At 70.2% G+C, this 24681-nt stretch carries 26 protein-coding genes; 6 read left to right on the forward strand and 20 right to left on the reverse strand.

Annotated elements, in window-relative coordinates:
* Positions 1-9 precede the first annotated feature (9 nt).
* Genes O1W71_RS04490 through argC form a run of 6 tightly spaced genes read right to left on the reverse strand, consistent with a single transcriptional unit; the run spans position 10 to position 6422 of the window.
* The gene (locus tag O1W71_RS04490) at positions 10-1110 is read right to left on the reverse strand and encodes a heparan-alpha-glucosaminide N-acetyltransferase domain-containing protein (protein WP_269266791.1); all 1101 of its coding nucleotides are present in this window, start codon (positions 1108-1110) and stop codon (positions 10-12) included.
* Positions 1111-1143: 33 nt separating this feature from the next.
* Positions 1144-2067 (reverse strand): ornithine carbamoyltransferase, encoded by a 924-nt coding sequence (argF, locus tag O1W71_RS04495; protein ID WP_064956902.1) that lies wholly within the window; start codon positions 2065-2067, stop codon positions 1144-1146.
* Positions 2064-3311: an acetylornithine transaminase gene (locus tag O1W71_RS04500; RefSeq protein WP_112613827.1), complete on the reverse strand. Its 1248-nt coding sequence runs from the start codon at positions 3309-3311 to the stop codon at positions 2064-2066. Before O1W71_RS04500 ends, argF begins: the two co-directional genes overlap by 4 nt.
* Positions 3308-4213 carry an acetylglutamate kinase gene (gene argB / locus O1W71_RS04505; protein WP_114587953.1) on the reverse strand — a complete coding sequence of 302 codons (906 nt, stop codon included), beginning with the start codon at positions 4211-4213 and terminating at the stop codon, positions 3308-3310. The genes O1W71_RS04500 and argB overlap by 4 nt, the downstream gene beginning before the upstream one ends.
* Positions 4210-5367 (reverse strand): bifunctional glutamate N-acetyltransferase/amino-acid acetyltransferase ArgJ, encoded by a 1158-nt coding sequence (gene argJ, locus O1W71_RS04510; RefSeq protein WP_269266656.1) that lies wholly within the window; start codon positions 5365-5367, stop codon positions 4210-4212. The genes argB and argJ overlap by 4 nt, the downstream gene beginning before the upstream one ends.
* A complete protein-coding gene (gene argC / locus O1W71_RS04515; RefSeq protein WP_269266657.1) occupies positions 5364-6422 on the reverse strand; it encodes an N-acetyl-gamma-glutamyl-phosphate reductase in 1059 nt (352 codons plus the stop codon). Before argC ends, argJ begins: the two co-directional genes overlap by 4 nt.
* A 380-nt stretch (positions 6423-6802) precedes the next feature.
* Here argC and O1W71_RS04520 point away from each other — a divergent pair, with 380 nt between their 5' ends.
* The 4 genes from O1W71_RS04520 to O1W71_RS04535 are packed head-to-tail and all read left to right on the forward strand — an operon-like array spanning position 6803 to position 9436.
* Entirely contained in the window at positions 6803-7459 is a 657-nt protein-coding gene (locus O1W71_RS04520; RefSeq protein WP_269266658.1) for a hypothetical protein, read from the forward strand.
* Positions 7456-7755, forward strand: a complete 300-nt coding sequence (locus O1W71_RS04525; RefSeq protein WP_269266659.1) for a transcriptional regulator — start codon at positions 7456-7458, stop codon at positions 7753-7755. The genes O1W71_RS04520 and O1W71_RS04525 overlap by 4 nt, the downstream gene beginning before the upstream one ends.
* Positions 7752-8684 (forward strand): ABC transporter ATP-binding protein, encoded by a 933-nt coding sequence (locus O1W71_RS04530; RefSeq protein WP_269266660.1) that lies wholly within the window; start codon positions 7752-7754, stop codon positions 8682-8684. The genes O1W71_RS04525 and O1W71_RS04530 overlap by 4 nt, the downstream gene beginning before the upstream one ends.
* Positions 8684-9436, forward strand: a complete 753-nt coding sequence (locus O1W71_RS04535; protein WP_269266661.1) for an ABC transporter permease — start codon at positions 8684-8686, stop codon at positions 9434-9436. Before O1W71_RS04530 ends, O1W71_RS04535 begins: the two co-directional genes overlap by 1 nt.
* Positions 9437-9467: 31 nt before the next feature.
* Here the strand turns inward: O1W71_RS04535 and O1W71_RS04540 are convergent, their stop codons facing one another.
* Together O1W71_RS04540 and O1W71_RS04545 are read right to left on the reverse strand one after the other, a co-directional pair.
* A complete protein-coding gene (locus tag O1W71_RS04540; protein ID WP_269266662.1) occupies positions 9468-11048 on the reverse strand; it encodes a hypothetical protein in 1581 nt (526 codons plus the stop codon).
* The gene (locus O1W71_RS04545) at positions 11030-11833 is read right to left on the reverse strand and encodes an ABC transporter ATP-binding protein (protein WP_269266663.1); all 804 of its coding nucleotides are present in this window, start codon (positions 11831-11833) and stop codon (positions 11030-11032) included. The genes O1W71_RS04540 and O1W71_RS04545 overlap by 19 nt, the downstream gene beginning before the upstream one ends.
* 59 nt (positions 11834-11892) lie before the next feature.
* Here O1W71_RS04545 and O1W71_RS04550 point away from each other — a divergent pair, with 59 nt between their 5' ends.
* Positions 11893-13017 carry an AAA family ATPase gene (locus O1W71_RS04550; RefSeq protein WP_269266664.1) on the forward strand — a complete coding sequence of 375 codons (1125 nt, stop codon included), beginning with the start codon at positions 11893-11895 and terminating at the stop codon, positions 13015-13017.
* Between the two features lie 108 nt (positions 13018-13125).
* Here the strand turns inward: O1W71_RS04550 and pheT are convergent, their stop codons facing one another.
* From pheT to infC, 10 genes are all read right to left on the reverse strand, one after another.
* Positions 13126-15633: a phenylalanine--tRNA ligase subunit beta gene (gene pheT / locus O1W71_RS04555; RefSeq protein WP_269266665.1), complete on the reverse strand. Its 2508-nt coding sequence runs from the start codon at positions 15631-15633 to the stop codon at positions 13126-13128.
* A complete protein-coding gene (pheS, locus tag O1W71_RS04560) occupies positions 15633-16673 on the reverse strand; it encodes a phenylalanine--tRNA ligase subunit alpha (protein ID WP_269266666.1) in 1041 nt (346 codons plus the stop codon). The genes pheT and pheS overlap by 1 nt, the downstream gene beginning before the upstream one ends.
* Positions 16674-16752: 79 nt before the next feature.
* Complete coding sequence (locus O1W71_RS04565) at positions 16753-17703, reverse strand: amino acid ABC transporter permease (RefSeq protein WP_269266667.1); 951 nt, start codon at positions 17701-17703, stop codon at positions 16753-16755.
* Complete coding sequence (locus tag O1W71_RS04570) at positions 17700-18347, reverse strand: amino acid ABC transporter permease (RefSeq protein ID WP_112613805.1); 648 nt, start codon at positions 18345-18347, stop codon at positions 17700-17702. Before O1W71_RS04570 ends, O1W71_RS04565 begins: the two co-directional genes overlap by 4 nt.
* Positions 18348-18417: 70 nt before the next feature.
* Complete coding sequence (locus O1W71_RS04575) at positions 18418-19329, reverse strand: glutamate ABC transporter substrate-binding protein (RefSeq protein WP_269266668.1); 912 nt, start codon at positions 19327-19329, stop codon at positions 18418-18420.
* Between the two features lie 56 nt (positions 19330-19385).
* Positions 19386-20177, reverse strand: a complete 792-nt coding sequence (locus O1W71_RS04580; protein ID WP_269266669.1) for an amino acid ABC transporter ATP-binding protein — start codon at positions 20175-20177, stop codon at positions 19386-19388.
* 113 nt (positions 20178-20290) lie between these two features.
* Positions 20291-21088 (reverse strand): TrmH family RNA methyltransferase, encoded by a 798-nt coding sequence (locus O1W71_RS04585; protein WP_114587965.1) that lies wholly within the window; start codon positions 21086-21088, stop codon positions 20291-20293.
* A gap of 78 nt (positions 21089-21166) precedes the next feature.
* Positions 21167-21547 (reverse strand): 50S ribosomal protein L20, encoded by a 381-nt coding sequence (rplT, locus tag O1W71_RS04590; protein ID WP_023951735.1) that lies wholly within the window; start codon positions 21545-21547, stop codon positions 21167-21169.
* A gap of 32 nt (positions 21548-21579) precedes the next feature.
* Positions 21580-21774, reverse strand: a complete 195-nt coding sequence (rpmI, locus tag O1W71_RS04595; protein ID WP_005048908.1) for a 50S ribosomal protein L35 — start codon at positions 21772-21774, stop codon at positions 21580-21582.
* Between the two features lie 44 nt (positions 21775-21818).
* The gene (gene infC, locus O1W71_RS04600; protein WP_240309666.1) at positions 21819-22478 is read right to left on the reverse strand and encodes a translation initiation factor IF-3; all 660 of its coding nucleotides are present in this window, start codon (positions 22476-22478) and stop codon (positions 21819-21821) included.
* Between the two features lie 227 nt (positions 22479-22705).
* Here infC and O1W71_RS04605 point away from each other — a divergent pair, with 227 nt between their 5' ends.
* Entirely contained in the window at positions 22706-23110 is a 405-nt protein-coding gene (locus tag O1W71_RS04605) for a DUF1844 domain-containing protein (RefSeq protein ID WP_023951737.1), read from the forward strand.
* 5 nt (positions 23111-23115) lie between these two features.
* Here O1W71_RS04605 and O1W71_RS04610 read toward each other — a convergent pair whose 3' ends face one another.
* On the reverse strand, positions 23116-23898 hold the full coding sequence (locus O1W71_RS04610) for an SseB family protein (protein WP_269266670.1): 783 nt from the start codon (positions 23896-23898) through the stop codon (positions 23116-23118).
* Complete coding sequence (gene priA, locus O1W71_RS04615; protein ID WP_112613795.1) at positions 23882-24628, reverse strand: bifunctional 1-(5-phosphoribosyl)-5-((5-phosphoribosylamino)methylideneamino)imidazole-4-carboxamide isomerase/phosphoribosylanthranilate isomerase PriA; 747 nt, start codon at positions 24626-24628, stop codon at positions 23882-23884. Before priA ends, O1W71_RS04610 begins: the two co-directional genes overlap by 17 nt.
* Positions 24629-24681: the final 53 nt, after the last annotated feature.

Below are 24681 nucleotides of genomic sequence, written 5' to 3' on the forward strand. Positions count from 1 at the left end.
CGCTCCAGCCTATCGGGGCGGCATCGCTGTGCCCGGCGCCTCCACGCGCCCGCGCACCGTCAGTCGGGCGAGTGCGTCGATGCCGGCTTCGAGGGGACCGCGCCCGACGGCGAGCGCCCAGGCCGTGCATCCGACGATGATGCCGAGGGTCATCGGCCAGAACGGATCGAGGGCTCGGTAGGAGTCGAGCTCGAAGACGCCCGGCTCGGCGGCGGGCCGGGTGAGTGCCCATACGACGATCTGCGCCGAGTACGCGGTCAGCGGCATCGAGCCCACGGCGCGCAGCGGCAGCGCGACCCACGTGAGGGGCGTCCGGCACACGAGCACGCACACGCCGATGACGAGGAGGGCGAACCCGCCGGATCCGATCACCTCGAACAGTCCGGACGAATGCGCCTCCCCGGTCCACGGTGTCTCACCGAAGACCTCGGAGCGTCCCCACACGATGTCGAGCGCGGCGCCGACAGCGGTCAGGGCGAGCCCCGCGAGCGCGAGGAGCCACGGCGTCGCGCGCGAGCGCAGGTCGAGGCGCGCCGCCCCCATGCCCGCGAGGACGAACGCCATCCAGGTCAGGAACGGGTAGTGCCATCCGACAGCGTTCGAGACGTCGACCCCCTCGGGTGTCGACCAGAACGACAGGCCGTCGATCGCCGCCTGCGGGAACGGCGCCACGAGCCCGACGACCGCGGCCGCGATGAGCAGCGTGCGTGCTCGCAGCGGCAGCACCGCCGCGGCGATCACGAACAGCAGCGCGTAGGCGGGAAGGATGACGTACACCGGCACCGCGAGGAAGAGAAGCAGCACGCCGATCACCCAGATCGCTCCGGCCCGCACGAGCAGGCGCAGACGGGCCGTCTCGAGTCGTGGCCCGCGCAGCGGAACCGGTCCGCCGCTGATGAGCCCGATCGAGACACCCGCGAGCGTTGCGAACAGGATCGACGAGCGCCCGTGGACGATCCCCTCGTACGAGGAGGGGATCGTCCAATCGAAGTCGGGGATCGCGAGCAGGTGCGCCGCGAGCATCCCGATCACGGCGAGGCCGCGAGCGAGGTCGATGCCGTCGATGCGCGCGGGCGCGAACAGCGGGCGGCGCCGCAGCATCTCGCTCATCCCCGGCACCGGCCGCTCCTCACCGCTCCGCGGTCACTGCTGACGCAGCAGCCAGACCAGCAGCGCCTTCTGCGCGTGCAGACGGTTCTCGGCCTCGTCCCAGACGACGCTGTGCGAGCCGTCGATGACGTCGGCGTCGACCTCGTAGCCCCGGTCGGCGGGCAGGCAGTGCATGAAGATCGCCCCGTCGGCGGCGGCATCCATCGTCTGCTGCGTCACCTTGTACGCACCCAGATCGCGGATGCGTGCGATCTTCTCCTCCTCCTTGCCCATCGACACCCACGTGTCGGTCACGATGACGTCGGCGCCGGATGCCGCTTCGAGCGGGTCGACGAGGATCGTGACCGATCCGCCCGTCTGTGCCGCGATGCGCTGCGCGTCGGCGACGACATCCTCACGCGGGCCGTACCCCTCGGGAGATGCGACTCGAACGTGCATGCCCGCGGTCACGCCCGCGAGCACGTACGAGTGACCCATGTTCGACTGCCCGTCGCCGAAGAACGACAGCGTGAGCCCGGCGAGGTCGCCCTTGTGCTCCCGGATGGTCAGCAGGTCGGCGAGCAGCTGGCAGGGGTGGAAGTCGTCGCTCAGCGCGTTGACGACCGGCACCCGGGTACCGCGCGCCATCTCCTCGAGGCCTGCCTGCGCGTACGTGCGCCACACGATCGCGGCGACCTGGCGCTCGAGCACGCGCGCGGTGTCAGACGGGGTCTCCTTGCCGCCGAGCTGGCTGTTGGCCGTCGAGATGATCAGCGGCGAGCCACCGAGGTCGGCGATGCCGACCGCGAACGAGACGCGCGTGCGGGTCGACGACTTGTCGAAGATGACCGCGACGGTCTGCGGACCCTCGAGGGGCTTCAGCTTCCAGCGGTCCTTCTTCAGCGAGAGCGCGAGGTCGAGGACCTCGGCCTGCTCGGCCGGGCTCAGGTCGTCGTCGCGGAGCAGGTGGCGGGTCATGCGGATTCCTCCGTGGTCGTGTTCTCGAGAAGCAGGGCCGACTCGACGGTGCGCAGCGCGGCGGTGAAAAGCTCGGCGAACTCGTCGATCTCGACGTCGCCGATGGTGAGCGGCGGAGCGATCCGCACGGTGCGGTCGTTGGCGGCGTTGACGATCAGGCCGTGCTCCTGCGCCGCCGCGACGACGGCGCCGGCGACCGGATGCCGCAGCCCGACGCCCAGCAGCAGACCCTGTCCGCGCACGCCCTCGACCAGTGCCGAATCGATCGTCTCGAGCACCTGCCGCAGGCGGGCGCCGTGAGCTGCGGCGGCCTCGACGAGCCCGCCATTCTCGATCTCGCCGAGCACCGCCGACGCCACCGCGGTGCCCAGCGGGTTGCCGCCGAACGTCGAGCCGTGCGTGCCCGGGTAGAAGAGGTCGCTCGCGCTCGCGAAGGTGATCAGTGCGCCGATCGGGAAGCCGCCGCCGATGCCCTTGGCGACCGTGATCGCGTCTGGCTCGATACCGGCGTGCTGGAAGGCGAACCACGCGCCGGTGCGCCCGGCACCGGTCTGGATCTCGTCGATGATCAGCAGCGCGCCGTGGCGCTTCGTGATCTCACGCGCCGCCGCGAGGTAGCCCTCGGGCAGCGGAATGACCCCGGCCTCGCCCTTGATGGGCTCGACGAACAGCGCCGCGACGCGGTCGTCGATCGCGGCCTCGAGAGCCTCGATCGTGGAGTCGATGCTCTCGACGCCGGGAACCATCGGCTCGAACGGCTGCTGCATCTGCGGCTTGCCGGTGAGGGCGAGGGTGCCCATCGTGCGACCGTGGAACGCATCCTTCAGCGCGAGGATGCGGGGGCGCTCGGCTCCGCCGTGCAGACGCGCGAGCTTGAACGCCGCCTCGTTCGCCTCGGCGCCGGAGTTGCCGAAGTAGACGCGACCGGCGTCGCCGGTGCCCGCGAGCCGCTTGAGCTTCGCCGCGAGCTCGAGCTGCGGCGGCGTGGCGAAGTAGTTCGAGACGTGCGACAACGTGGCTGCCTGACGCGAGACCGCCTCGACGAACACGGGGTGAGCATGTCCGAGCGAGTTGACGGCGATGCCGGCCAGGAAGTCGAGGTAGCGCTTGCCGTCGACATCCCAGACGTACGCGCCCTCGCCGCGCTCGAGCAGCGCCAGGCGTGCGCCGGCGCTGCGGACGAGGTCGCGATCGACGTCATCCGCCCATGTGGGCGCTGTCTGCTGGATCGTCGGGTTCGTCATCCCGCCACCACCTCCGTACCGATTCCCTGTGCTGTGAAGACTTCGACCAGCACCGAGTGGGGCTGGCGTCCGTCGATGATGGCCGCCGTGTCCACTCCCCCGTCGACCGCGTCGAGGCATGCCTGCATCTTCGGGATCATCCCCGACTCGAGCTTCGGCAGCATCGCGCGCAGGTCGGTCGACGTCAGATGCGAGACGAGCGAGTCGCGGTTGGGCCAGTCGGCGTAGAGGCCGGGCACGTCGGTGAGGACGACGAGCTTCGTGGCGCCGAGGGCCGTCGCGAGTGCCGCGGCTGCGGCATCCGCATTCACGTTGAGCGAATGACCGGGGTTGTCGAGATCGGGTGCGATCGAGGAGATCACCGGGATGCGTCCGGCGTCGAGCTGATCGTGCACCGGCTGCGGGTCGACCTCCACGACATCGCCGACGTGCCCGAGGTCGTGCTCGGTGCCGTCGATCACGACGCCGCGCCGGCGACCGCCGAACAGACCGGCATCCTCGCCCGACAGGCCGGTGGCGAACGGGCCGTACGCGTTGATGCGGGCGACGAGCTGCGGGTTGATCTGCCCGGTCAGCACCATCCGGACGACGTCGATCGCCTCGGTGCTGGTGACCCGGTAGCCGCCCTTGAACTCACTCTCGATCGAGAGCCGGTCGAGCATCTTCGAGATCTGCGGGCCGCCGCCGTGGACGACGACGGGCTTCACGCCGACGAAGCGGAGGTAAGCGATGTCCTGCGCGAACGACTCCTGCAACTCCTCAGAAACCATCGCGTTGCCGCCGTACTTGATGACGATGATCTGATCGCGGAAGCGCTGCAGCCACGGCAGCGACTCGATGAGGACGCCCGCTTTGGCGGCCGCCTCTTCGGGGGTCGTGTACTGGAGGTCGATGTCGTTCATGAGGAGTAAGCGCTGTTCTCGTGGACGTAGTCGTGCGTGAGGTCGTTCGTGAGGATCGTCGCCGTGGCATCGCCCGACTTCAGGTCGATGAGGATGCGCGTCGCGCGGGGCGTCAGGTCGACCTCTTCACGCGGACGGTCGGGCCCGCCGGCGGTGCACACCCGCACGCCGTTGAACGAGACGTCGACGTCGTAGGGGTCGAAGGCCGCGTCGGTCGTGCCGATCGCGGCGAGCACCCGGCCCCAGTTCGGGTCGTTGCCGAAGATCGCGGCCTTGAAGAGATTGTTGCGCGCGACCGAGCGTCCGACGACGACGGCGTCCTCTTCGGATGCCGCGCCGACGACCTCGATCGCGATGTCGTGGCTCGCGCCCTCGGCATCACCCTGCAGCTGCTCGGCGAGGTCGGCGCACAGCTCGGCGAGCGCGGCGGCGAACTCGGCGGCATCCGGCGTCACGCCCGACGCGCCGCTGACCATGAGCGTGACCTGGTCGTTGGTCGACATGCATCCGTCGGAGTCGAGCCGGTCGAAGCTCGTGCGGGTAGCGGAGCGCAGCGCGGCATCCGCCTGCGCCGCGTCGAGAACGGCGTCGGTGGTGATGACGACGAGCATCGTCGCGAGGCCCGGCGCGAGCATCCCCGCGCCCTTCGCCATGCCGCCGATCGTCCAGCCACCCCGTGAGACGACGGCGCGCTTGGGCCGCGAGTCGGTGGTCATGATCGCGAGCGAGGCGTCCTCGCCGCCCTCGGCACTGAGCGAGCCGATCGCCGCCGTGGTGCCCTCGAGCACCTTGGCGCGGAACACCTCGTCGCCGGTGCCGATGAGGCCCGTGGAGCAGACGAGCACATCGCCCGAGCTGACATCCAGCAGCTTCCCCGCCTTCTCGGCGGTCTGGTGCGTCGTCTGGAAGCCGAAGCTGCCCGTGAAGCAGTTCGCTCCGCCGGAGTTGAGGACGATGGCTTCGACGACGCCATCGGCGATCGCCTGCTGCGACCACAAGATCGGGTTCGCCTTGGCGCGGTTCGAGGTGAACACCGCGGCGCCGACCTTGAGCGGGCCGCGGTTGACGACGACGGCGACGTCAGGCTTGCCGGTCGACTTCAGACCCGCGGCGACACCGGCGGCTTCGAAACCCTGGGGGGCGGTGACGCTCACGGGGCGACTCCGTTCACGCTCAGGCCCGTGGTCTCGGCGAAACCGAGGGCGATGTTCATCGACTGGATGGCGGCACCCGCGGTGCCCTTGGCGAGGTTGTCGACCGCGGCCACGACGACCACACGGCCGGCGGCCCGGTCGATCGCCAGGCCCATGAGCGCGGTGTTCGCGCCGGTGACGTCCGCTGTCCGAGGGAAGGATCCTTCGGGCAGCAGCTGCACGAACGTCTCATCCGCGTAGGCGCTCTCCCACGCCTCGCGGATCTGAGCGTCGGAGACGCCGTCCGCGATCGGAGCGGTCGAGGTGGCCAGGATGCCGCGCGACATCGGAACGAGGACGGGCGTGAACGAGATGCGGATGTCGCCTGCCGCGCCCGCTCCCCGAAGCGCCTGCCGGATCTCGGGGATGTGGCGGTGCGTCCCGCCGATGGCATAGGGGTTCGCCGATCCGAGGATCTCGGCGGCGAGGAGGTTCGTCTTCAGGCTCTTGCCCGCGCCGGACGGACCGACCGCGAGCACGCTCACGATGTCGGCCGGGTCGATGACACCGGCTGCGACACCGGGCGCGAGGCTCAGCGCGACGGTCGAGGCGTTGCACCCGGGAGCAGCGATGCGCGAGGCTCCGACGAGCTTGTCGCGCTGCTTGCCGGTGCCGTTCGCGCCTCCGACGAGGAGCTCGGGCACACCGTAGGTCCAGGGCTCGTGGAAGTCGCCGCCGTAGAAGGCATCCCAGTCGTCGGACGAGGTCAGCCGGTGGTCGGCGCCCGCGTCGATGACGAGGGCGGTGTCGGCGAGCGCCTCGGTGTACTGACCCGACTGACCGTGCGGGAGGGCGAGGAACACGATGTCGTGCCCCGCGAGCACCTCGGGCGTCGAGGGCTGCAGCGTGAGGTGACGCAGCGAGCGGAGGTGCGGCTGGTGATCGATGAGCGGCTGACCGGCGTTGGAGTGCGCGGTGACCGTGCGGATCTCGACCTCGGGGTGAGCGGCGAGCAGGCGCAGGATCTCGCCTCCCGCGTATCCGGATGCGCCGGAGACGGCGACGGAGAGGGGCATGACTTCCACCTTATTGTCTGGGATGACGTCGCCCTCGCGGCGACGGGGACCGGCGGCGGCGACACCACGCGCTCAACCGCGGATGCGGGAGCGTGCAGGGTCGCCTAGCGTCGGCGGTCGCCCAGACGTCGGCGCGCGCGAAGCACCGTGACGGTGCGCTGCGGGGCCGAAGACATGCGCCGACAGTAGCGCTCCCTCGCGGCATCCGCCAAATCCCCCTGGCGGCACCCCCGCTCACCGCGCCCGCCGGATGAGGCGCAGTTGTCACTGTCGGGCGCGATTCGAACTGCGCCCGACGCTTCGACGTGCGACCGATGCGGCGCGGGCACGACCGGATGCCGCGTTGACGCAGGGTAGGTTTGCAGTGCAAAGTGGTTTGTATGGAACACGATCCGATAGATGACGAGTCGCAGGCCGACCCGGCGGCGATGCTCGCCCTCATGCAGGACCAGCGCCGACGCACCGCGCACTGGGTCAACCGCAACTACGCGGTGATGCTCATCACCTGGGCGGCGGCGTGGATCGTCGGTTTCGGAGCCATCTGGAGCGCGGCCGACGGCGGCGGCAACCCCTGGTTCCGCATTCCGACGACCCCCGCATGGATCGTCTTCGGCACGGTGCTCATCGCCGGCATCGTCGTCTCCGCCGTCGCCGGCATCCGCTCCGGCGTGGGCGTGCGGGGGCCGTCGCGCCTGGCCGGGGCCATGTACGGCTGGGCGTGGTCGCTGTCGATGTTCGGTGCCGGGCTCCTCATCGGCGCGGTACAGCGCACCGGCGCGGATGCCGACGTCGTGGCAGTGCTCTCCCCCGCGATCTTCGTCCTGCTGGTCGGCGTGCTCTACCTCGCCGGCGGGGCGCTGTGGCGCTCCCCCGTCCAGTACGCGCTCGGCATCGTGATGATCGCCACCGCGGTCGTGGCCTCGTACGCGGGCACGCCGACCAACTACCTCGTGTACGCGACCGTCGGACCGCTCGCGATGCTCATCGTCGCGACCCTGATGCTGCGCGGCGTCATCCCGGCGGAAGGCAGCCGATGACCGAGCTCGACCCGGTGATCCACGCCCCGGCCCGCCTGCGCATCGTCACGGCGCTGAACGAGGCCCTCGCCGACGGCGACGAGGTGACCTTCCCCGTGCTGCAGAAGCTGCTCGGGATGACCGCCGGGAACCTCACCACGCACCTCGCGAAGCTCGAGGCGGCGGGCTACGTCGATACCAGCAAGGCCTTCGCGGGCCGGAAGCCCGTGACCTACGTCGCGCTGACCCCCGCCGGGCGCGCCGCGTTCCGCACCTACCGCACCCATCTGCTCGATCTCCTCGGAGGAGGATCATGACCGCTCTCATCAGCACCCGCCACCTCGTGAAGCGGTTCGGCGACGTCACCGCGCTGGCCGGAGTGACCCTCGACATCCATGTCGGCGAATGCGTCGGCCTGCTAGGCCCGAACGGCGCCGGTAAGACGACCCTCCTGTCGCTCGTCGAAGGCCTGCGAACCCCGACCAGCGGCGAGGTGCGCCTGTTCGGCGGCGACCCGCGCGCCGCGTCATCCCGCGTTCGACTCGGGTCGACACCGCAGGCGACGGCGCTGCCCGAGGCCCTGCGCGTGGGCGAGGTGCTCGACTTCGTCGCGGCGCACTTCCCCCATCCTTCCCCCCGCGCCCGCATCATCGAGGAGTTCGACCTCGGCCCGCTGCTGCGCCAGCAGTGCGGGGCGCTGTCGGGCGGGCAGCAGCGGCGTGTGGCCGTCGCGCTGGCCTTCGTCGGCGACCCCGACCTCGTGCTGCTCGACGAGCCCACAACCGGTCTCGACGTCGACGCCCGACGAGCACTGTGGGATGCCGTCCGCGCCCGGCACGCCGCCGGATGCGCCGTCGTGGTCACGAGCCACCACCTCGAAGAGATCGAGCAGCTCGCTCACCGCGTCGTCGTCATCGACGACGGTGTCGTCCGCACCGATGACACGCTCGCGGCTGTCGTGTCGAGCGTGTCGCGACGCCGTGTCACCCTGCGCGGAGTCTCGGCGGACGACATCCGGCGCCTCGCCCCCGAGTCATCCGTCTCCACCGCAGACGACGCCGTGACGGCCGTCGTCGGCGACTCCGACGCTCTCGTCCGCTCGCTCGTCGCCGCCGATCTACCGTTCCGCGATCTCACGGTGCGCGGAGCGACGCTCGAGGAGGCGTTCCTCGCCCTGACCGCCACGTCTGCGCACCCCGGCGCACCCGCACCCACGCCTGCACCCACCACCGAGAAGGCCGTCTGATGTCCACGCTCTCGCTCACCCTGGCTGCGACCAGATACAACCTCATCGAGACCGCGCGGGTTCCGATCGCGGTGATCGGGTCGGTCGTCTTCCCGACCCTCGCGTTCTGCCTGTTCGTGCTGCCCCAGGGCGCGGTCGTGGCGGATAGCAGCGTCGCCACCGCCGCCGTCTGCTCGATGGTCGTGTTCGCCTTCATGTCGTCCGGGCTGTTCTCGGTCGGGCTCGAGCTCGCCGAGCAACGCTCGAAGCCGTGGACGCCCTATCTGCGGACGCTCCCCGGCAGCCCGCTCGCCCGCATCGGGGCCCTGATCCTGGCGACCCTCGCGATCGCGACCGTGGCGATGGTGCCGCTGCTCGTCGTCGGAGGTGTCTTCACCAGCGCGCGGCCCGAACCGCTCCGGCTGCTCGCGGCCATCGTGCTCGTGATCGCGACGGCGCTTCCGCCGATGCTCATCGGCGCGATCATCGGTCTCACGACGGGCCCGAAGGCCGCCATCGCCGTCACGCAGGTGGCCCTGTTCCTGCTCGCCTTCGGCGGCGGCCTGTTCCTGCCCCCGCAGTTCTTCCCCGCTTGGCTCGACACCGCCTCGTCGGTCCTGCCGATCCGTCAGGCCCGAGAGATCGTCGTCGGCGTCGCGACCGGTGCCGAGGTGCCCCTCTGGGCGATCCTCGGCGTCGTCGCGTGGACGCTCGCGCTGGGCGCCCTCGTCGTGTGGCTGTACCGACGCGACGAGGGCCGCCGCTACCGCTGATCTCGGACGGGGCCGCGGGGCCGGACGTCGATCAGGTGGGGAACGACTTGATGCGCACGAGCAGGTCGGGACCGGTCCGCTCGATCGTGCGCCCACCGACGAGCACCCCGACGATCGCAACCACTGCGCCGAACACGACACCGGCGGCCAGCGCGATCCAGCCCCACATCGCGTCTCCCGTCACGGCGTTCACGACGGCGGGCACGATGGCCGGCAACGACAGCGCGATCACCGCGGCCCATACGACGAAGACCAGCAGGCCCATGATGGAGTTCTGCCCCGGGGTGCTCTTGAACGGGCTGTCACCGGGTGCGGGCACCGGGGTGACGATGAGCGCCGACGACACCGCGCACGCGCCGTATCCGGCCAGCAGCACGCCGAGGGCCGCTCCCAGCACCGCGGGCAGGTGCGCCGCGTCGCCCGAGACCACCGCGGTGGCGACCGCGATGAGCCCGATCAGCGGAACTCCGACGCAGGCGGCGCCGAGCAGGCGACCGAGACGGTCGGCACGGCCGGAGATGCCGGTGGCGAGGGTCGTGCCGAAGGCCGTGCCGTCGAAGGAGACATCGGCGTAGCCCACCGCGGCCATGACGAGCGCGGCGAGCACCGGCGAGATGAGGAACATGAAGCCGTCGGTCCCGCCGGTAAAGGCGAAGAGCACGGGGAACAGCGGGATGACGATGAGCTGCCGCAGGTACCGCGGATCACGCAGCCATCCCGAGAGCGATCGCGCCCACGTCGCGCCGACACCACCGGTCGGCATCACGCCGAAGAGGCCGAGCTTTCCGGCAGCCACGGTGCGAGTCGCGCGCTGGCGCGGCGACGACACGGCCGTCTCGATGACGCGGTCCCACACGATCCAGAGCACCACGACGGTCACGATGGCGATCACGGTGCTGGCGAGCGCGGGAAGCCACTGCCCCGCCGCCGCGCTCGGGGCGACCGACCAGGCGGCGCCGAGCGGAGTCCAGGCGAGGATGCCGGCGGCCTGCTGCAATCGCGTCCACAGATCGCCACCGGCCTGATCGAGCAGCGCGGCGATGCCGGTGAGGATGGGACCGGTCATGATGAGCACGACGAGCACGACGGTGCCGATGATCTCGCGCGAGCGCCGGCCGCCCATGCCGCCCGAGAGCTCGCCCATCAGACGCGAGGCCAGCACACAGGTGAGAACGCCGAGCAGCACCGTCGGCACGGCGACGATGGCCGCGACCGGCCACCGCACCCACACGATCAGCGTCGCGAGGGCAGCGACCGTGGTGACGATGCCGGGGATGCCGGTGAGCCCGGCACCCGCGAGGGCGAGCATGACCTGACGGCGCGTCAGGGGGAACGGCGCCAGACGCACGGCGTCGACCGTGCTGTCGAGCCCCGCGATGATGATCGGACCCACGAGCCAGCCGAGGATAAGCATCGAGCCGCCGAGGACCGCGACGACGGTCGCGGCCTCGAGGTTCTCGAACACCGACAGCGCGACGAACCCGACGACGAGCCCGCCGAGGATGCTGAGACCCCAGAGCGATCCGAGGATGAAGCCGACGAGCTGCCAGGGACGACGGGCGAGCGTGTTCCCGAGAACGCGGTAACGCAGCTTCAGGACTGTCGCAACCACTGCGGTCCCTCCGACTGGTGGCGTCCGCCGACGAGCGAGACGAAGCGGTCCTGCAGGCTCTCGCCGGCACGCACCTCGTCGATCGTGCCAGCGGCGAGCACGCGGCCTGCGGCGATGACGGCGACGTGGTCGCACATGCGCTGGACGAGGTCCATCGAGTGGCTCGAGACGATCACCGATCCGCCCGAGCTGGTGTAGCTGCGCAGGACGTCCTCGATGTTCGCGGCCGACACCGGGTCGACCGACTCGAAGGGCTCGTCGAGCACGAGCAGGCGCGGGGCGTGCACGAGAGCGCATGCGAGCGCGACCTTCTTGGTCATGCCCGCAGAGTAGTCGGCGACGATCGTCCCGGCTGCGCCGCGCAGGTCCATGAGGTCGAGCAGGTCCGACACGCGCGGTGCGATCTCGGGGCGCGGCAGCCCGAACATCATCGCGGTGTAGGTGATGAGCTGCTCCCCCGTCAGACGGTCGAAGAGCCGCACGCCGTCGGCGAGGTTGCCGATCGTGCGCTTGGCGGCCACCGGGTCGCGCCACACGTCGATCCCGTGGACGCGCGCGGTGCCGGCATCCGGGCGCAACAGCCCCGTGGCCATGGAGAGGCTCGTGGTCTTACCTGCGCCGTTCGGTCCGACGAGTCCGTAGAACGAGCCGGCCGGCACGACGAGGTCGATGCCGTCGACGGCGACCTTCTCACCGAACCTCTTGACCAGGCCGAGCAGTTCGAGGGCGGGGGCGGCACCGGCCGCCGGGGAGGATGGGGTGACGATGGCTGGGATCTCGCTCACGGCCCCGACACTATCGGGAAGCGGACGGCGGTGTCAGACGCGGATGCCAGAGTGAGGGGATGCTGCGCACTCTGGCTGTATCGGGATACCGCTCGCTCCGCGACGTCGTCGTGCCGCTCGGCGACCTCACGGTCATCACCGGCCCCAACGGCTCAGGCAAGTCGAACCTCTACCGTGCCCTGCGCCTGCTCGCCGCAGCGGCGCGGGGCGACATCGTGGGCGCGCTGGCACGCGAAGGAGGGCTGCCGTCGGTCCTCTGGGCCGGGCCCGAGAACGGCGGAGATCAGGGAACGGTGCGCCGGGGACCCGTCGCGGTGCAGCTCGGCTACGCGTCCGACGAGCTGGGGTACCTCATCGATCTCGGCATCCCGCAGGGCGACCAGACCAGCCCCTTCGCCCGCGACCCCGAGATCAAACGCGAGCAGGTGTTCGCCGGCGCGGTCGCCAAGCCGTCGACCCTGCTCATCGACCGCACGCGACAGCGCACCCGCGTGCGCGAGCACTCCTGGACGATGCTTGACCAGCAGCTGGCGCCGTACGAGAGCATCGTCACCGACCTCGCCGACGGCGACACCGCACCCGAACTGCTGACCCTCCGCCGCGCGATGACCGCATGGCGCTTCTACGACCACTTCCGCGTCGACCTCGATGCACCCGCGCGCCAACCACAGGTCGGCACCCGCAGCCACACCCTCGCGCACGACGGGGCGAACCTCGCCGCCACCTGGGCGACGATCGTCGACGCCGGGCACGGCGACGCTCTGGCGCGTGCGGTCGACCAGGCGTTCCCGGGCAGCCGCGTGCGCGTCGTGACCTCCGACGGACTCTTCCGCCTGACGATCGAGCAGCCCGGCCTGCTGCGTCCGCTCGATGCGGCCGAGCTCTCGGACGGCACGCTGCGGTACCTGCTGCTGTGTGCCGCGCTGCTGCCGGCGCGACCCGCACCGCTCCTGGTGCTGAACGAGCCCGAGGCGAGCCTGCATCCCTCCCTCCTCGGGCCGCTGGCCTCGCTCATCCGAGCGGCATCCGAGCGCACGCAGGTGCTCACGGTGTCGCATGCCGATGCGCTCGTCGACGCTCTGCCAGAACCGTCGCGCGTCGAACTCCAGCGATCGAACGCCGAGACGACGGTCCGCGGTCAGGGTCTGCTCGACGTTCCGGCCTGGAACTGGGGCTCGCGCTAAGCCCCTCTCGGTCGGCCGGCCGGTCGCAGGAACGCGTCGGGCGCAGTTCCGGACGTGGAGCGCGCTCGTAACCGCGCGTGACGTGGGGAACTGCGCCCGATATGCAGATCAGTCGCGGATGACGGCGCCGAAACGCTCGGCCGCGACGGCGACGCCCGCGAGCTTGGCCTCGCTCGCCTCGGCCGCCGTGAGGGTGCGGTCGTCGGCGCGGAAGCGCAGCGCGAACGTCAGACTCTTCGAGCCCTCGGGAACGCCGGCACCGCGGTAGTCGTCGACGAGACGGAGCGACTCGAGCAGCTGGCCCGCCCCCTCCGACAGCGCCGACGCGAGCGCACCCGCCGTCACGTCCGCAGGAACGACGAGCGAGACGTCCTGCGTGGCCGCCGGGTAGCCCGACAGCGACGCGACGACGACCCGCTCCCCCGCGCTCGCCAGAACCGCGTCGAGGTCGATCTCGGCGACGAGGACACGGCCCGACAGGTCGGCCGCAGCCGAGACCTCGGGATGCAGCTCCCCGGCGTAGCCGACCTCGACACCTCCGACCGTGAGCGCGGCGGCGCGCCCCGGGTGCAGCGCGGCACGACGGGCCTGCGAGATCTCGATGTCGATGCCGGCCGCCGAAGCGATCGCGGCGACAGCGGCGAAGACATCGCTGAGGTCCGCCGCGACGGCGGCATGCCCCGGCGACTTGGGCGCCACGTTGCCGGCGACGAGCACCGCAACGTGACGCGGCTGCGGCGGGATCGACGCGTGGAGCTCCGCGAGCGTGGCGTCGTCGGGACGCGCGGCGAGCGGCGGCACCGTCGCGGTGCCGTACTGCTGGCCGGGCTCGGGGAGGAAGACGGCACCGACCTCGAAGAGGGCGAGATCGGTCAGTCCGCGCGAGACGTTGCGGTGCGCGACCTGGAGCAGCCCCGGCACGAGCGAACGGCGCAGGAAGGGCGCCTGCCCGTCGAGGGGATTCGCGATCTTGACCGACGGAAGTCCTTCGCCCGACGCCGAGCCGTGCAGATCGTTGCTGTCTCGCGTCGTGAACGGGAACGACGGGGTCTCGACGAAGCCCGCGGCCGCGAGTGCGTTCGATACGCGGCGGCGCCCCTTCTGCGCTTCCGTCAGGCCGCGGCCGGAGGGAGCCGTCGGGAGGACCGAAGGAACGCGGTCGAGGCCGTGGATGCGCGCGACCTCTTCGGCCAGCGTCCACTTGTCGGTGAGGTCGGGCCGCCACGACGGCGGGATGACCTCCCAACCGGCATCCGTGTCGGTCACCTCGGCGCCGATCGTCTCGAGCGCCGAGACGACCTCGTCGTCGGTGTAGTCGATGCCGATGAGGCCTGCGACGAAGCCGCGCGGCAGATCGATCGCCTCGAGGAACACCTCGCCGAACAGCGCGCCACCGACCGGCTCGAGCGTGCCGCCGGCGAGCTCGACCATGAGGTCGGCGACGCGGCGGGCGGCCACGAACGGCAGCAGCGGGTCGACGCCGCGCTCGAAGCGCCGCGAGGCCTCGCTCGGCAGCTTGTGCCGACGAGCGGTGCGGGCGATCGTGACGGTGTCGAAGATCGCGGCCTCGATGAGCACGTTGCGCGTCGCATCCGTCATCTCCGTCGTGCCTCCGCCCATGACGCCGGCGAGGCCGATAGGGCCCGACTCGTCGGTGATGAGCAGGTCTTCGCCGTCGAGGGCGCGTTCCTTGCCGTCGAGCGTCGTGAGCTTCTCGCCCGGCGTCGCGCGGCGCACCGTGATGCCGCCCGTCAGCTTGTCGAGGTCGTACCCGTGAATCGGGTTGCCGAGCTCGAGCATCACGTAGTTGGTGATGTCGATCAGTATGCCGAGCGAGCGGATGCCGGCGAGCGTGAGACGCGCGACCATCCACGGCGGCGTCGGCCGCGACGGGTCGACGCCCGAGACGACGCGCACCGCGAACTCGGTCGCACCGACGCGGCCGCGGATCGGCGCCTGGTCGTCGACCGCGACGCCGAAGCCGGTCGCGGGGTGCTCGAGCTCGTCGAACTCGCGCAGGCCCGGGTCGCGGAATGCCGCGCCGGTCGCGTGCGAGTACTCGCGCGCGATGCCGCGCACCGACAGCGCGTAGCCGCGGTCGGGGGTGACGTTGACGTCGATCGCGGCGTCGTCGAGGCCGAGCAACGCGATCGCGTCGGTGCCCACCTCGGGGTCGAGTCCGAGCTCGGTCAGACGCAGGATGCCCGAGTGCTCGTCGCCGAGGCCCAGCTCCTTCGCCGAGGCGATCATGCCGTCCGAGACGTGGCCGTACGTCTTGCGCGCCGCGATCGGGAACGGACCGGGCAGCACAGCGCCGGGAAGCGTCACGACGACCTTGTCACCCTCGAAGAAGTTGCCGGCGCCGCAGACGATGCCGCGGATGCCGCCGTTGGCTTCACCCACGTCGACCTGGCACCAGCGGATCGTCTTGCCGTTGGACTGCGGCTCGGGCTCGAACGAGACCACGCGGCCCACGACGATCGGACCGGTCAGGTGGAAACCGTGGACGTCCTCCTCCTCGAAGCCGACCGACACCAGCGCCGCGAGGATGTCCTCAGGCGCGGCATCCGCCGGTACCTCGACGTACTCACGCAACCACGACAGCGGAACGCGCATCAGACCACCATCCCGAACTGCTCGCTGAAACGCACATCGCCCTCGGCCATGTCGCGCATGTCCTTCACGTCGGAGCGGAACATCAGCGTCCGCTCGATGCCCATGCCGAAGGCGAACCCGGAGTAGACCTCGGGATCGATGCCCGCGGCACGGAGCACGTTGGGGTTCACCATGCCGCAGCCGCCCCACTCGATCCAGCGCGCTCCGCCAGCGAAGGTCGGGTGCCACAGGTCGAGCTCGGCGCTCGGCTCGGTGAACGGGAAGTAGTTGGTGCGGAAGCGCGTCTTCGCCTCGGGGCCGAACAGCTCGCGCGCCGCGTGGTCGAGGGTGCCCTTGAGGTGGGCCATCGTGATGCCCTTGTCGACGACGAGGCCCTCGAACTGCGTGAACACGGGGAGGTGGGTCGCGTCGTACTCGTCGGTGCGGAACACCCGGCCCGGCGAGAGGACGTAGATCGGGATGTCACGCTCGAGCATCGACCGCATCTGCACGGGGCTCGTCTGCGTGCGCATGACGAGGTGCCGCGCGACCGGGTCGACGAAGAACGTGTCCTGCATCTGGCGCGCGGGATGGTCGACGTCGAAGTTCAACGAGTCGAAGTTGAACCATTCGTGCTCGAGCTCCGGTCCCTCGGCGATCTCCCAGCCCATCCCGACGAAGAGGTCGGCGACCTCCTCCTGCAGGAGCGAGATCGGATGCCGCGCCCCGACGCGTCCGCGCGGGGCGATGGCGGTGACGTCGAGCGCCTCGGCCTCGAGCTTCGCGGCCGTCTCGGCGGCGGCGAGCTCGTCCTCGCGGGCAGCAAGAGCCTGGGTGACGCGACCGCGCGCCTGGCCCACGAGCTTGCCGAACTCGGCCTTCTTCTCATTGGGCACCGACCGCAGCTGCGCGTTGAGTCGCGCAAGCGGCGACCCCTCGGCGGTGTGGGCGTTGCGGGCGGACTTCAGCTCTGCGGTCGAGGACGCGTCGGCGATGGCGGCGAGGGCCGCATCCACCGCCGCGGCGACCGCGTCAGGGGTGATCTCGGGTGCGTCGGACACGGGAGTCGAGTCTACCGGCGACGGGCCCCTCCGCTTTCGCGTGAGGGGCCCGTCGGGTCTCGGAAGGGCGAGGTCGAATTCAGCCGCGACGTGGGAAGCCGGCGAAGCCGCCGCCTTCGTTGCCCGTAGCGCCGTCCGTCCCCGTCTGGGTGGCGATGAGCTCGGTATCGGTCGTCGGCGCCACCGGGTGGTGCAGCGGGTCGACAGCGGCGGCGCCGCCGCCCGGAGTGCGCGGCGACCGCGAGAGGCGCTTCTCGAGGAAGCTGGCGAACCACGACAGCAGCAGGCACATCACGATGTAGATCGCGCCGATGACGATGCCCGCCTGGAGGATCGGGCGCCCCGGCTGGGAGGTCAGCTGCTTGGCGTAGTACAGCAGCTCGGGGTAGGTGATGATGAAGCCGAGCGCGGTGTCCTTCAGCGTCACGACGAGCTGCGCGACGATGACGGGCAGCATTGCGCGGACCGCCTGCGGCAGCAGGACGAGGCGCATGACGCCGCTCTTGCGCAGACCGATCGCGTAGCCGGCCTCCTTCTGTCCGCGCGGCAGCGACTCGATGCCGGCGCGCAGGGCCTCCGCGAGCACGGAGCCGTTGTAGGCGACGAGGGCGATGACGACCGCCCAGTACGGCTCCATGCGGATGCCGAGCGTCGGCAGGCCGTAGTACATCAGCATCATGAAGATCAGCACCGGGACGGCCCGGAACGCCTCGATGACGACGCCGAAGGGAATCCGCACCCACGCGTGATCCGACAGGCGGCCGATCGCGAGGACGAAGCCGAGAGCCAGCGCACCGACTGCCGCCACCCCGAACGCGACGAGCGTGTTGCCGAGCGCCCGGCCGATGCCCAGCCACACGTTGCTGAACGTGAAGATGTACCACTTGTCGGCGGAGAACTGACCGCTCACCGCGAAGCGGAAGACCACGAATCCGATCGCCGCGGCGACCAGGAGGATGGTGACGATGCCGAGGATGCGGTTGCGCAGGATCGCGCGGGGCCCCGGGACGTCGTACAGGACGGAAGTCATCGCGCGATCCTCCACTTGTTCTCGAGTCGTCGCTGCACGGCGCTGAGGACCAGCACCAGGGCGACGAAGACGACGGCGACCCAGAGGAGCACGGTCAGGGCGTTCTCGCCCCGCTCGCTCAGGTTCGCGCGGATGGCGCCGAGCTCGACCACGGAGAAGCCGGCGGCGACCGTGGTGTTCTTCAGCAGCGCGATGAAGACGCTCATCATCGGCGGCACGACAGACCGGAAGGCCTGCGGCATGACGACCAGCGTCATGACCTGGCCGAACGTGAGCCCGATCGCACGGGCCGCCTCGGCCTGGCCGACCGGCACGGTGTTGATTCCCGCGCGGATGACCTCCGCGACGTAGGTCGCGGTGTAGATGCCCAGCGCCCAGACGCCGAGCACCGTGAAGCCGGGGTTCGGCAGGTCGAGCTGCGGGTAGCCGAACGCGAAGAAGAAGAAGACGAGCGTCAGCGGGGTGTTGCGGATGGTGTTGACGTAGACCGTGCCGAAGGCGCGCGCCACCGGAATCGGCGAGACGCGCATGGCGCCGATCAGGGTGCCGAGGACCAGGGCGATCGCTCCGCCGGCGAAGAACAGCAACAGGGTGTTGCCGAGAGCCTCGCCCCAGAGGTCGAGGTTGTCGGTGATGACGCCCACATCGTCTCCTTGGATGGTGCGGGGCGGGGACGCGTGCGCCCCCGCCCCGTGGTCATGGTGTCAGTGCGACTCAGTACGCGTCGACCGCGGGCTGCTCGACCGTGATCCCGGACTGGCCCAGGTTCTTGTCGAAGATGCCCTGCCACACGTCGCCGCCGTCGGTGAGCAGCTCGTTGATGTGCGCGCGGAACGCGTCGTCGCCCTTGCGCAGGCCGACGCCGTACTTCTCCTCGCTGAAGGGCTCGCCGACGACCTTGATGTCGTCGGGGTACTGCGCCGCGTAGCCGATCAGGATCGCCTGGTCGGTCGTGACGGCGTCGACGGTGCCGTTGATGAGGGCGTCGACGCATGCCGAGTAGAGGTCGAACTCCTCGGTGGGAACCTCGGGGTAGTTCGTCTTGATGTTCTGGATGGGCGTCGAACCGGTCGCCGAGCACACGCGCGTGTTCTCGTTCAGGTCGTCCTCGCTCGCGATGTCGCTGTCGGCGGCGACGAGCAGGCCCTGGCCCGTGATGAAGTACGGCCCGGCGAAGTCGATCTGCTGCTTGCGCGCGTCGGTGATCGAGTAGGTGCCGACGTAGTAGTCGACGTCGCCGTTGACGATGGCCTGCTCACGGTTGGCCGACGCGATCGCCTTGAACTCGATCTTGTCCTCGTCGTAGCCGAGGGATGCCGCGATCCACCGTGCGATGTCGACGTCGAAGCCGCTGCGCTCGTTGGTCGTCGCGTCGAGGAAGCCGAGGCCGGGCTGGTCCTCCTTGACACCGACGATCACCTTGTCACGCGACTGGATCGCGTCGAACGTCGGGCTGCCCTCGAGCGAGACGTCGGAGGCGACCTCCCACAGGGCCTCGTTGCTGTCGCCGCCGTCACCGCTGGCGGCGCCGCCGGGCGAGGTGGGCGAGCCGCTGTTGCAGCCGGTCAGAGCGATCGCAGCGATGGCGACACCGGCGAAGGCGCCGGTGATTCGTGTCTTGCGCATGTGGTCCTCCTGGTTGGGGCTTCCGCGCCCGGTGCAGAGCGCGGAGGTCGGTGGTCTCAGTGGGTGATGAGTTTGGAGAGGAAGTCCTTGGCACGGTCGCTCTTCGGCGACGTGAAGAACTGCTCGGGAACGGCCTCTTCGACGATCTGGCCATCGGCCATGAAGACGACGCGGTCGGCGGCCTTGCGGGCGAAGCCCATCTCGTGCGTGACGACGATCATCGTCATGCCGTCGTGCGCGAGACCGACCATGACGTCGAGGACCTCGTTGATCATCTCGGGGTCGAGGGCGCTCGTGGGCTCGTCGAAGAGCATGACCTTCGGCTTCATCGCGAGCGCACGCGCGATCGCGACGCGCTGCTGCTGACCACCCGACAGCTGCGCCGGCAGCTTGTCGGCCTGGTGCCCCACGCCGACGCGGTCGAGGAGTTCACGGGCGAGCTTGTCGGCCTCGGCCTTCTTCATTCCCTTGACCTTGATCGGGCCGAGCGTGACGTTCTCGAGGATCGTGAGGTGGGCGAAGAGGTTGAACGACTGGAAGACCATCCCGACGTCGGCGCGGAGCGCCGCGAGAGCCTTGCCCTCGGACGGCAGCTTCTCGCCGTCGATCGTGATCGTGCCCTCGCTGATGGTCTCGAGGCGGTTGATCGTGCGGCAGAGGGTCGACTTACCCGAGCCCGAGGGACCGATGACGACAACGACCTCGCCGCGGTTGACGGTCAGGTCGATGTCCTTCAGAGCCTGGAACGAGCCGTAATGCTTCTGCACGCCCTCGATCACCACGAGCGGGTCGCCGCGGCGCACCGAGATGTTCGACGTCGGGGGCGCCGGGTTTTCGGGAGTCGTCATAAGAGATCACATTAAGAGCACTCCCCCGCCCGGGACCCCGAGGAACGCGCCGAGTCACCGATCTGTAACAGAATCGGAATACACGGCGCATCCCGCTGGCGCCGTCGACGGGCTCAGCCGGCGCGCTGGGCGAACGCGGTCTCGTACAGGCAGACGCTCGCGGCGGTGGCCAGGTTGAGCGACTCGGCGGCACCGTAGATCGGCAGCCGCAGCGCGAGGTCGGCCTGGGCCAGGGCCTCGTCGGCCAGGCCGCGTGCCTCGTTGCCGAACAGCCACGCCGTGGGCTCCGCGAGCGTCGCACGGTGGTCGAGGAACTCCTCGCCCTTGACGTCCGCGGCGACGACTCGCAGCCCCGCCTCGTGCGCGCGCGCCACGGCGGCGTCGAGCTCGACGCCGAGCACGATCGGCAGGTGGAACAGCGACCCGGTGGTCGAGCGCACCACCTTGGGGTTGTAGGGATCGACGGTGCGACCCGTCAAGACGACGGCATCCGCACCGGCGGCATCCGCGGCTCGGATGATGGTGCCGAGGTTGCCGGGGTCGCGCACCTCTTCGCAGATCGCGACGAGGCGGGGACCGGCGGCGAAGATGTCACGCAGCGACGACGGCGACTGACGCGCGACGGCGACGATGCCCTGGGGCGTGACGGTGTCGGCCATCGCCTCGAGCACGGCCTCGCTCGCCGAGACGACGGCGACGCCGGCCTTCTCGGCGTTCGCAGCCAGTTCGGGATGCCGCTCGATCGCGCCGGGTGTCGCGAAGACCTCGACCAGGGTGTCGGGACGGTACGCGAGCGCCTCCCGCGCGGCCTGCGGACCCTCGAGCAGGAACAGACCGGTCTCCTGACGCGCGCTGCGCTTGGTCAGCTTGGCGACGGCGCGAACGCGGGGCGAACGGGGGTTCTCGAGCACGTTTTCAGCATACGGCGAAGGGGCGCCCTCCTCTCGGAGGACGCCCCTTCGTGCGGTGCGTGGAACGCGAAGACCCGATCAGGCCTTGGGAGCGTTGACGTCGGCGGGCAGCGCGCCCTTGGCCGTCGCCACGAGCGACGCGAAGACGGCGGGCTCGTTCACGGCGAGCTCGGCGAGCATACGACGGTCGACCTGCACACCCGCGAGGCCGAGGCCCTGGATGAAGCGGTTGTACGTGATGCCGTTCTGACGGGCAGCGGCGTTGATGCGCTGGATCCACAGACGGCGGAAGTCGCCCTTGCGCTTGCGACGGTCGCGGTACGCGTAGACGAGCGAGTGGGTGACCTGCTCCTTCGCCTTGCGGTACAGGCGCGAACGCTGTCCGCGGTAACCGGAGGCGCGCTCGAGGATGACGCGACGCTTCTTGTGGGCGTTTACTGCCCGCTTGACTCTAGCCATTTCGTTTGTTTCCTATTCGTGCGCAGCAGCGCTCAGATGCCGAGGAGCTTCTTGGCGACCTTCGCGTCGCCGGGAGCCAGGATCTTGTCGGCCGACAGGCGGCGCGTGCGCTTGGTGGGCTTGCCTTCGAAGTTGTGGCGGAGGTTCGCCTGCTGCTTCTTGATCTTTCCGCTGCCGGTGACCTTGAAGCGCTTCTTGGCACCCGAGTGGGTCTTCTGCTTCGGCATGTCTCTTCCTTCGTTGTGTTTCCCGCGAGGCGGGAGTCTGGGGGCTACTCCGCCGAGGCGGGAGCGGCGTCTTCGGTCGCGGGTGCGTCGCCGGAGCGGGCCTGGCGTGCTGCCTCCTTGTTGGCGGCACGCTGGGCGTTCTGCTCGGTCTTCACCTCGGACTTGTTCTTGTGCGGCGCGATGACCATCACCATGTTGCGGCCGTCGATCGTCGGGTTCGACTCGACGGTGCCGAGCTCGGCGACATCCTCGGCGAACTTGCGGAGCAGGCGCACACCCTGCTCGGGACGCGACTGCTCGCGACCGCGGAACAGGATCATCGCCTTCACCTTGTCGCCCGCCTGGAGGAAGCCCTCGGCGCGCTTGAGCTTGGTGATGTAGTCGTGCGCCTCGATCTTCAGGCGGAAACGGACCTCCTTGAGGACCGTGTTGGCCTGGTTGCGGCGCGTTTCCTTGGCCTTCTGAGCCGCTTCGTACTTGAACTTGCCGTAGTCCATGATCTTGACCACGGGCGGCTTCGAGTTCGGGGCGACCTCGACGAGGTCGAGTTCGGCCTCCTGCGCCAGACGCAGGGCGACCTCGATACGGACGACGCCGACCTGCTCTCCAGCGGGGCCGACGAGGCGAACCTCGGGGACGCGGATGCGGTCGTTGGTGCGGGGATCGCTGATGTGCGGAACTCCTGTTCGTGCGGTGGTGGCCACCGGGACGCGAGGACGCGACCCGGGCGGAAGAGCATCGCATCCACCCCGCACGACGCGCGTGCGTCGGCATTCGTGTTCCGCACCCTGGCTACCCCGGCCGCGGTGAGACGGACGGAGCGGAGTGCATGACCCGGTAGCCTGGAACGGCAAGCGCGGGTGGGATGTGATCCTCTTTCGATCCGGAGTAGAACACTCCGGTGCCCGCACAGTCTAGCAGAGAGCGACACGTGGACACGAACCCCGCCGACAACAGCACTTTCACCGACGACGAGGCTCGTCGCCAGCGGTGGGAGGAGCAGGAGCGCGCGGCCTCGGCCGCGACCCGCGACATCGCCGACGTGCCGGCGGTCGAGGTCATCACCACCGCCGCCGTGCACCTCATGAGCGCCGCCGCCGTCAAGGTCGGGCTCGCCGACGACCCGGCCACCCAGCTCGACCTCGACGAGGCCCGCAAGCTCATCAACGCCCTCGCCGGGCTCATCACCGCCGGCGCTCCCGAGATCAGCGACATGCACGCGCGATCGCTGCGCGACGGCCTGCGCTCGCTGCAGCTCGCCTTCCGCGAGGCGTCGACGATCCCCGACCCGATCGGCAAGGGCCCCGGCGAGAAGTTCACCGGTCCCGTCAACTGACGAGGTCAGGAAGCGCGCACCAGCTTGACCGTCAGCGAGTCGACGAGCACCGCGATGCGGTCGTCGGCGGCCCACCGCGACGCCAGCCGCGACAGCACCGCGTCGAGCTCAGCGGCATCCAGCCCATCGATGAGATGAAGCCGGACGATCAGCTCGGGGCCGCGCATCCGGGCGTCGGGATCACCCGCCGCGACCGACAGGTCGAGCACCGCGAGCTCTCCGCCGATGCTGGCCTGGAGAGCGGTGAAGACCTCGGGCGAGGTGGGCGCCGGTTCCCAGGGCAGTCCCTGTCCGATCGCCCAGACGGCGGGGCGTCGCAGCACGAACTCGGTCTCGGAGCCCGGGTCGATCACGATCAGGTCGGTGTCGTCGGACGCCGCCGCCATCGCCGTGCGTACCCCGTCGGCCGGAACCGGACGGGCGACGGCATCCCACCGCGCGAGTGCGGCCACCGACGTGAAGACCGGCAGAACGCGCCGACCGTCAGGAGCCGCGACCGTGACGATCGACAGCTCCTGGGTCTTGTCGACACGCAGCCCCGTCGGCCCGACCCCTTCGTCGCCCTTCTCGGGCACGAGCGGGATCAGCAGCCGCGCCGCGCGATACGCCTCGACGACCGCCACGGCGTCACCGGTCCCCGCGCGGAAGGCTTCGAGCGCCGCGAGCAGCGCGGGATCGGCGGAGCCGTCGTCACCGGCGTGAGGGTTCGACTCGAAGCTGCGCCCTTCCCAGGGAACGCCCGCCGAGTCGGCGGCGTGGCCGCAGCCGTCGTCAGTCTCCGGCGACATCCAGCGCCTCGGCCAGCGTGAACGCGCCGGCGTAGAGAGCCTTGCCGACGATCGCACCCTCGACGCCCAGCGGCACGAGCTCGCGCAGCGCGGCGATGTCGTCGAGGCTCGAGATACCGCCGGATGCGACCACGGGCTTGGGTGTGCGCGAGGTGATCTCGCGTAGCAGCTCGAGGTTCGGGCCCTGGAGCGTGCCGTCCTTCGTCACGTCGGTGACGACGTATCGGCTGCAGCCGGCGTCTTCGAGACGCTCGAGGACGTCCCACAGGTCGCCGCCGTCGCGGGTCCAGCCCCGGGCGGCGAGCGTCGTGCCGCGGACATCGAGTCCGACCGCGATCGCGTCGCCGTAGCGGCCGATGACGTCGGCGGCCCACTCGGGGTTCTCGAGCGCGGCAGTGCCCAGGTTGATGCGCGTCGCACCGCTCTCGAGAGCGGCCTCGAGCGTCGCGTCGTCGCGGATGCCGCCCGACAGCTCGATCTGCACGCCCTTGACCTGCTTGATGACCTTGCGAAGCACGGCGGTGTTGTTGCCTCGGCCGAAGGCCGCGTCGAGGTCGACGAGATGGATCCACTGCGCACCCTGCTTGGCCCAGGCGAGCGCCGCATCGACGGGGTCGCCGTAGGTCGTCTCGCTGCCGGCCTCGCCCTGGGTCAGGCGCACGGCCTTCCCGTCGGCGACGTCGACGGCGGGCAGGAGGATCAGTTCGGGGGTGGACGCGAAGTCGTTCATCACATTCCAGGGGTGGGTCGGGATGCACGCTCGTCCACGCGAGCGCACCAGAG

Source organism: Microbacterium sp. H37-C3 (genome assembly GCF_027157935.1).
Lineage (GTDB): Bacteria > Actinomycetota > Actinomycetes > Actinomycetales > Microbacteriaceae > Microbacterium > Microbacterium plantarum.

Bases quoted from the DNA above. Each gene is read 5' to 3' on its own strand.
- pheT (WP_269266665.1), bottom strand. From the start codon at position 15,633: ATGCGCGTTCCGCTGTCGTGGTTGCGTGAGTACGTCGAGGTACCGGCG.
- rpmI (WP_005048908.1), bottom strand. From the start codon at position 21,774: ATGCCGAAGCAGAAGACCCACTCGGGTGCCAAGAAGCGCTTCAAGGTC.
- O1W71_RS04575 (WP_269266668.1), bottom strand. From the start codon at position 19,329: ATGCGCAAGACACGAATCACCGGCGCCTTCGCCGGTGTCGCCATCGCT.
- O1W71_RS04580 (WP_269266669.1), bottom strand. From the start codon at position 20,177: ATGACGACTCCCGAAAACCCGGCGCCCCCGACGTCGAACATCTCGGTG.
- O1W71_RS04490 (WP_269266791.1), bottom strand. From the start codon at position 1,110: ATGAGCGAGATGCTGCGGCGCCGCCCGCTGTTCGCGCCCGCGCGCATC.
- O1W71_RS04530 (WP_269266660.1), top strand. From the start codon at position 7,752: ATGACCGCTCTCATCAGCACCCGCCACCTCGTGAAGCGGTTCGGCGAC.
- O1W71_RS04610 (WP_269266670.1), bottom strand. From the start codon at position 23,898: ATGTCGCCGGAGACTGACGACGGCTGCGGCCACGCCGCCGACTCGGCG.
- argC (WP_269266657.1), bottom strand. From the start codon at position 6,422: ATGCCCCTCTCCGTCGCCGTCTCCGGCGCATCCGGATACGCGGGAGGC.
- O1W71_RS04525 (WP_269266659.1), top strand. From the start codon at position 7,456: ATGACCGAGCTCGACCCGGTGATCCACGCCCCGGCCCGCCTGCGCATC.
- argB (WP_114587953.1), bottom strand. From the start codon at position 4,213: ATGAACGACATCGACCTCCAGTACACGACCCCCGAAGAGGCGGCCGCC.
- rplT (WP_023951735.1), bottom strand. From the start codon at position 21,547: ATGGCTAGAGTCAAGCGGGCAGTAAACGCCCACAAGAAGCGTCGCGTC.
- O1W71_RS04535 (WP_269266661.1), top strand. From the start codon at position 8,684: ATGTCCACGCTCTCGCTCACCCTGGCTGCGACCAGATACAACCTCATC.
- argF (WP_064956902.1), bottom strand. From the start codon at position 2,067: ATGACCCGCCACCTGCTCCGCGACGACGACCTGAGCCCGGCCGAGCAG.
- O1W71_RS04550 (WP_269266664.1), top strand. From the start codon at position 11,893: ATGCTGCGCACTCTGGCTGTATCGGGATACCGCTCGCTCCGCGACGTC.
- priA (WP_112613795.1), bottom strand. From the start codon at position 24,628: ATGAACGACTTCGCGTCCACCCCCGAACTGATCCTCCTGCCCGCCGTC.
- O1W71_RS04565 (WP_269266667.1), bottom strand. From the start codon at position 17,703: ATGACTTCCGTCCTGTACGACGTCCCGGGGCCCCGCGCGATCCTGCGC.
- O1W71_RS04520 (WP_269266658.1), top strand. From the start codon at position 6,803: ATGGAACACGATCCGATAGATGACGAGTCGCAGGCCGACCCGGCGGCG.
- O1W71_RS04500 (WP_112613827.1), bottom strand. From the start codon at position 3,311: ATGACGAACCCGACGATCCAGCAGACAGCGCCCACATGGGCGGATGAC.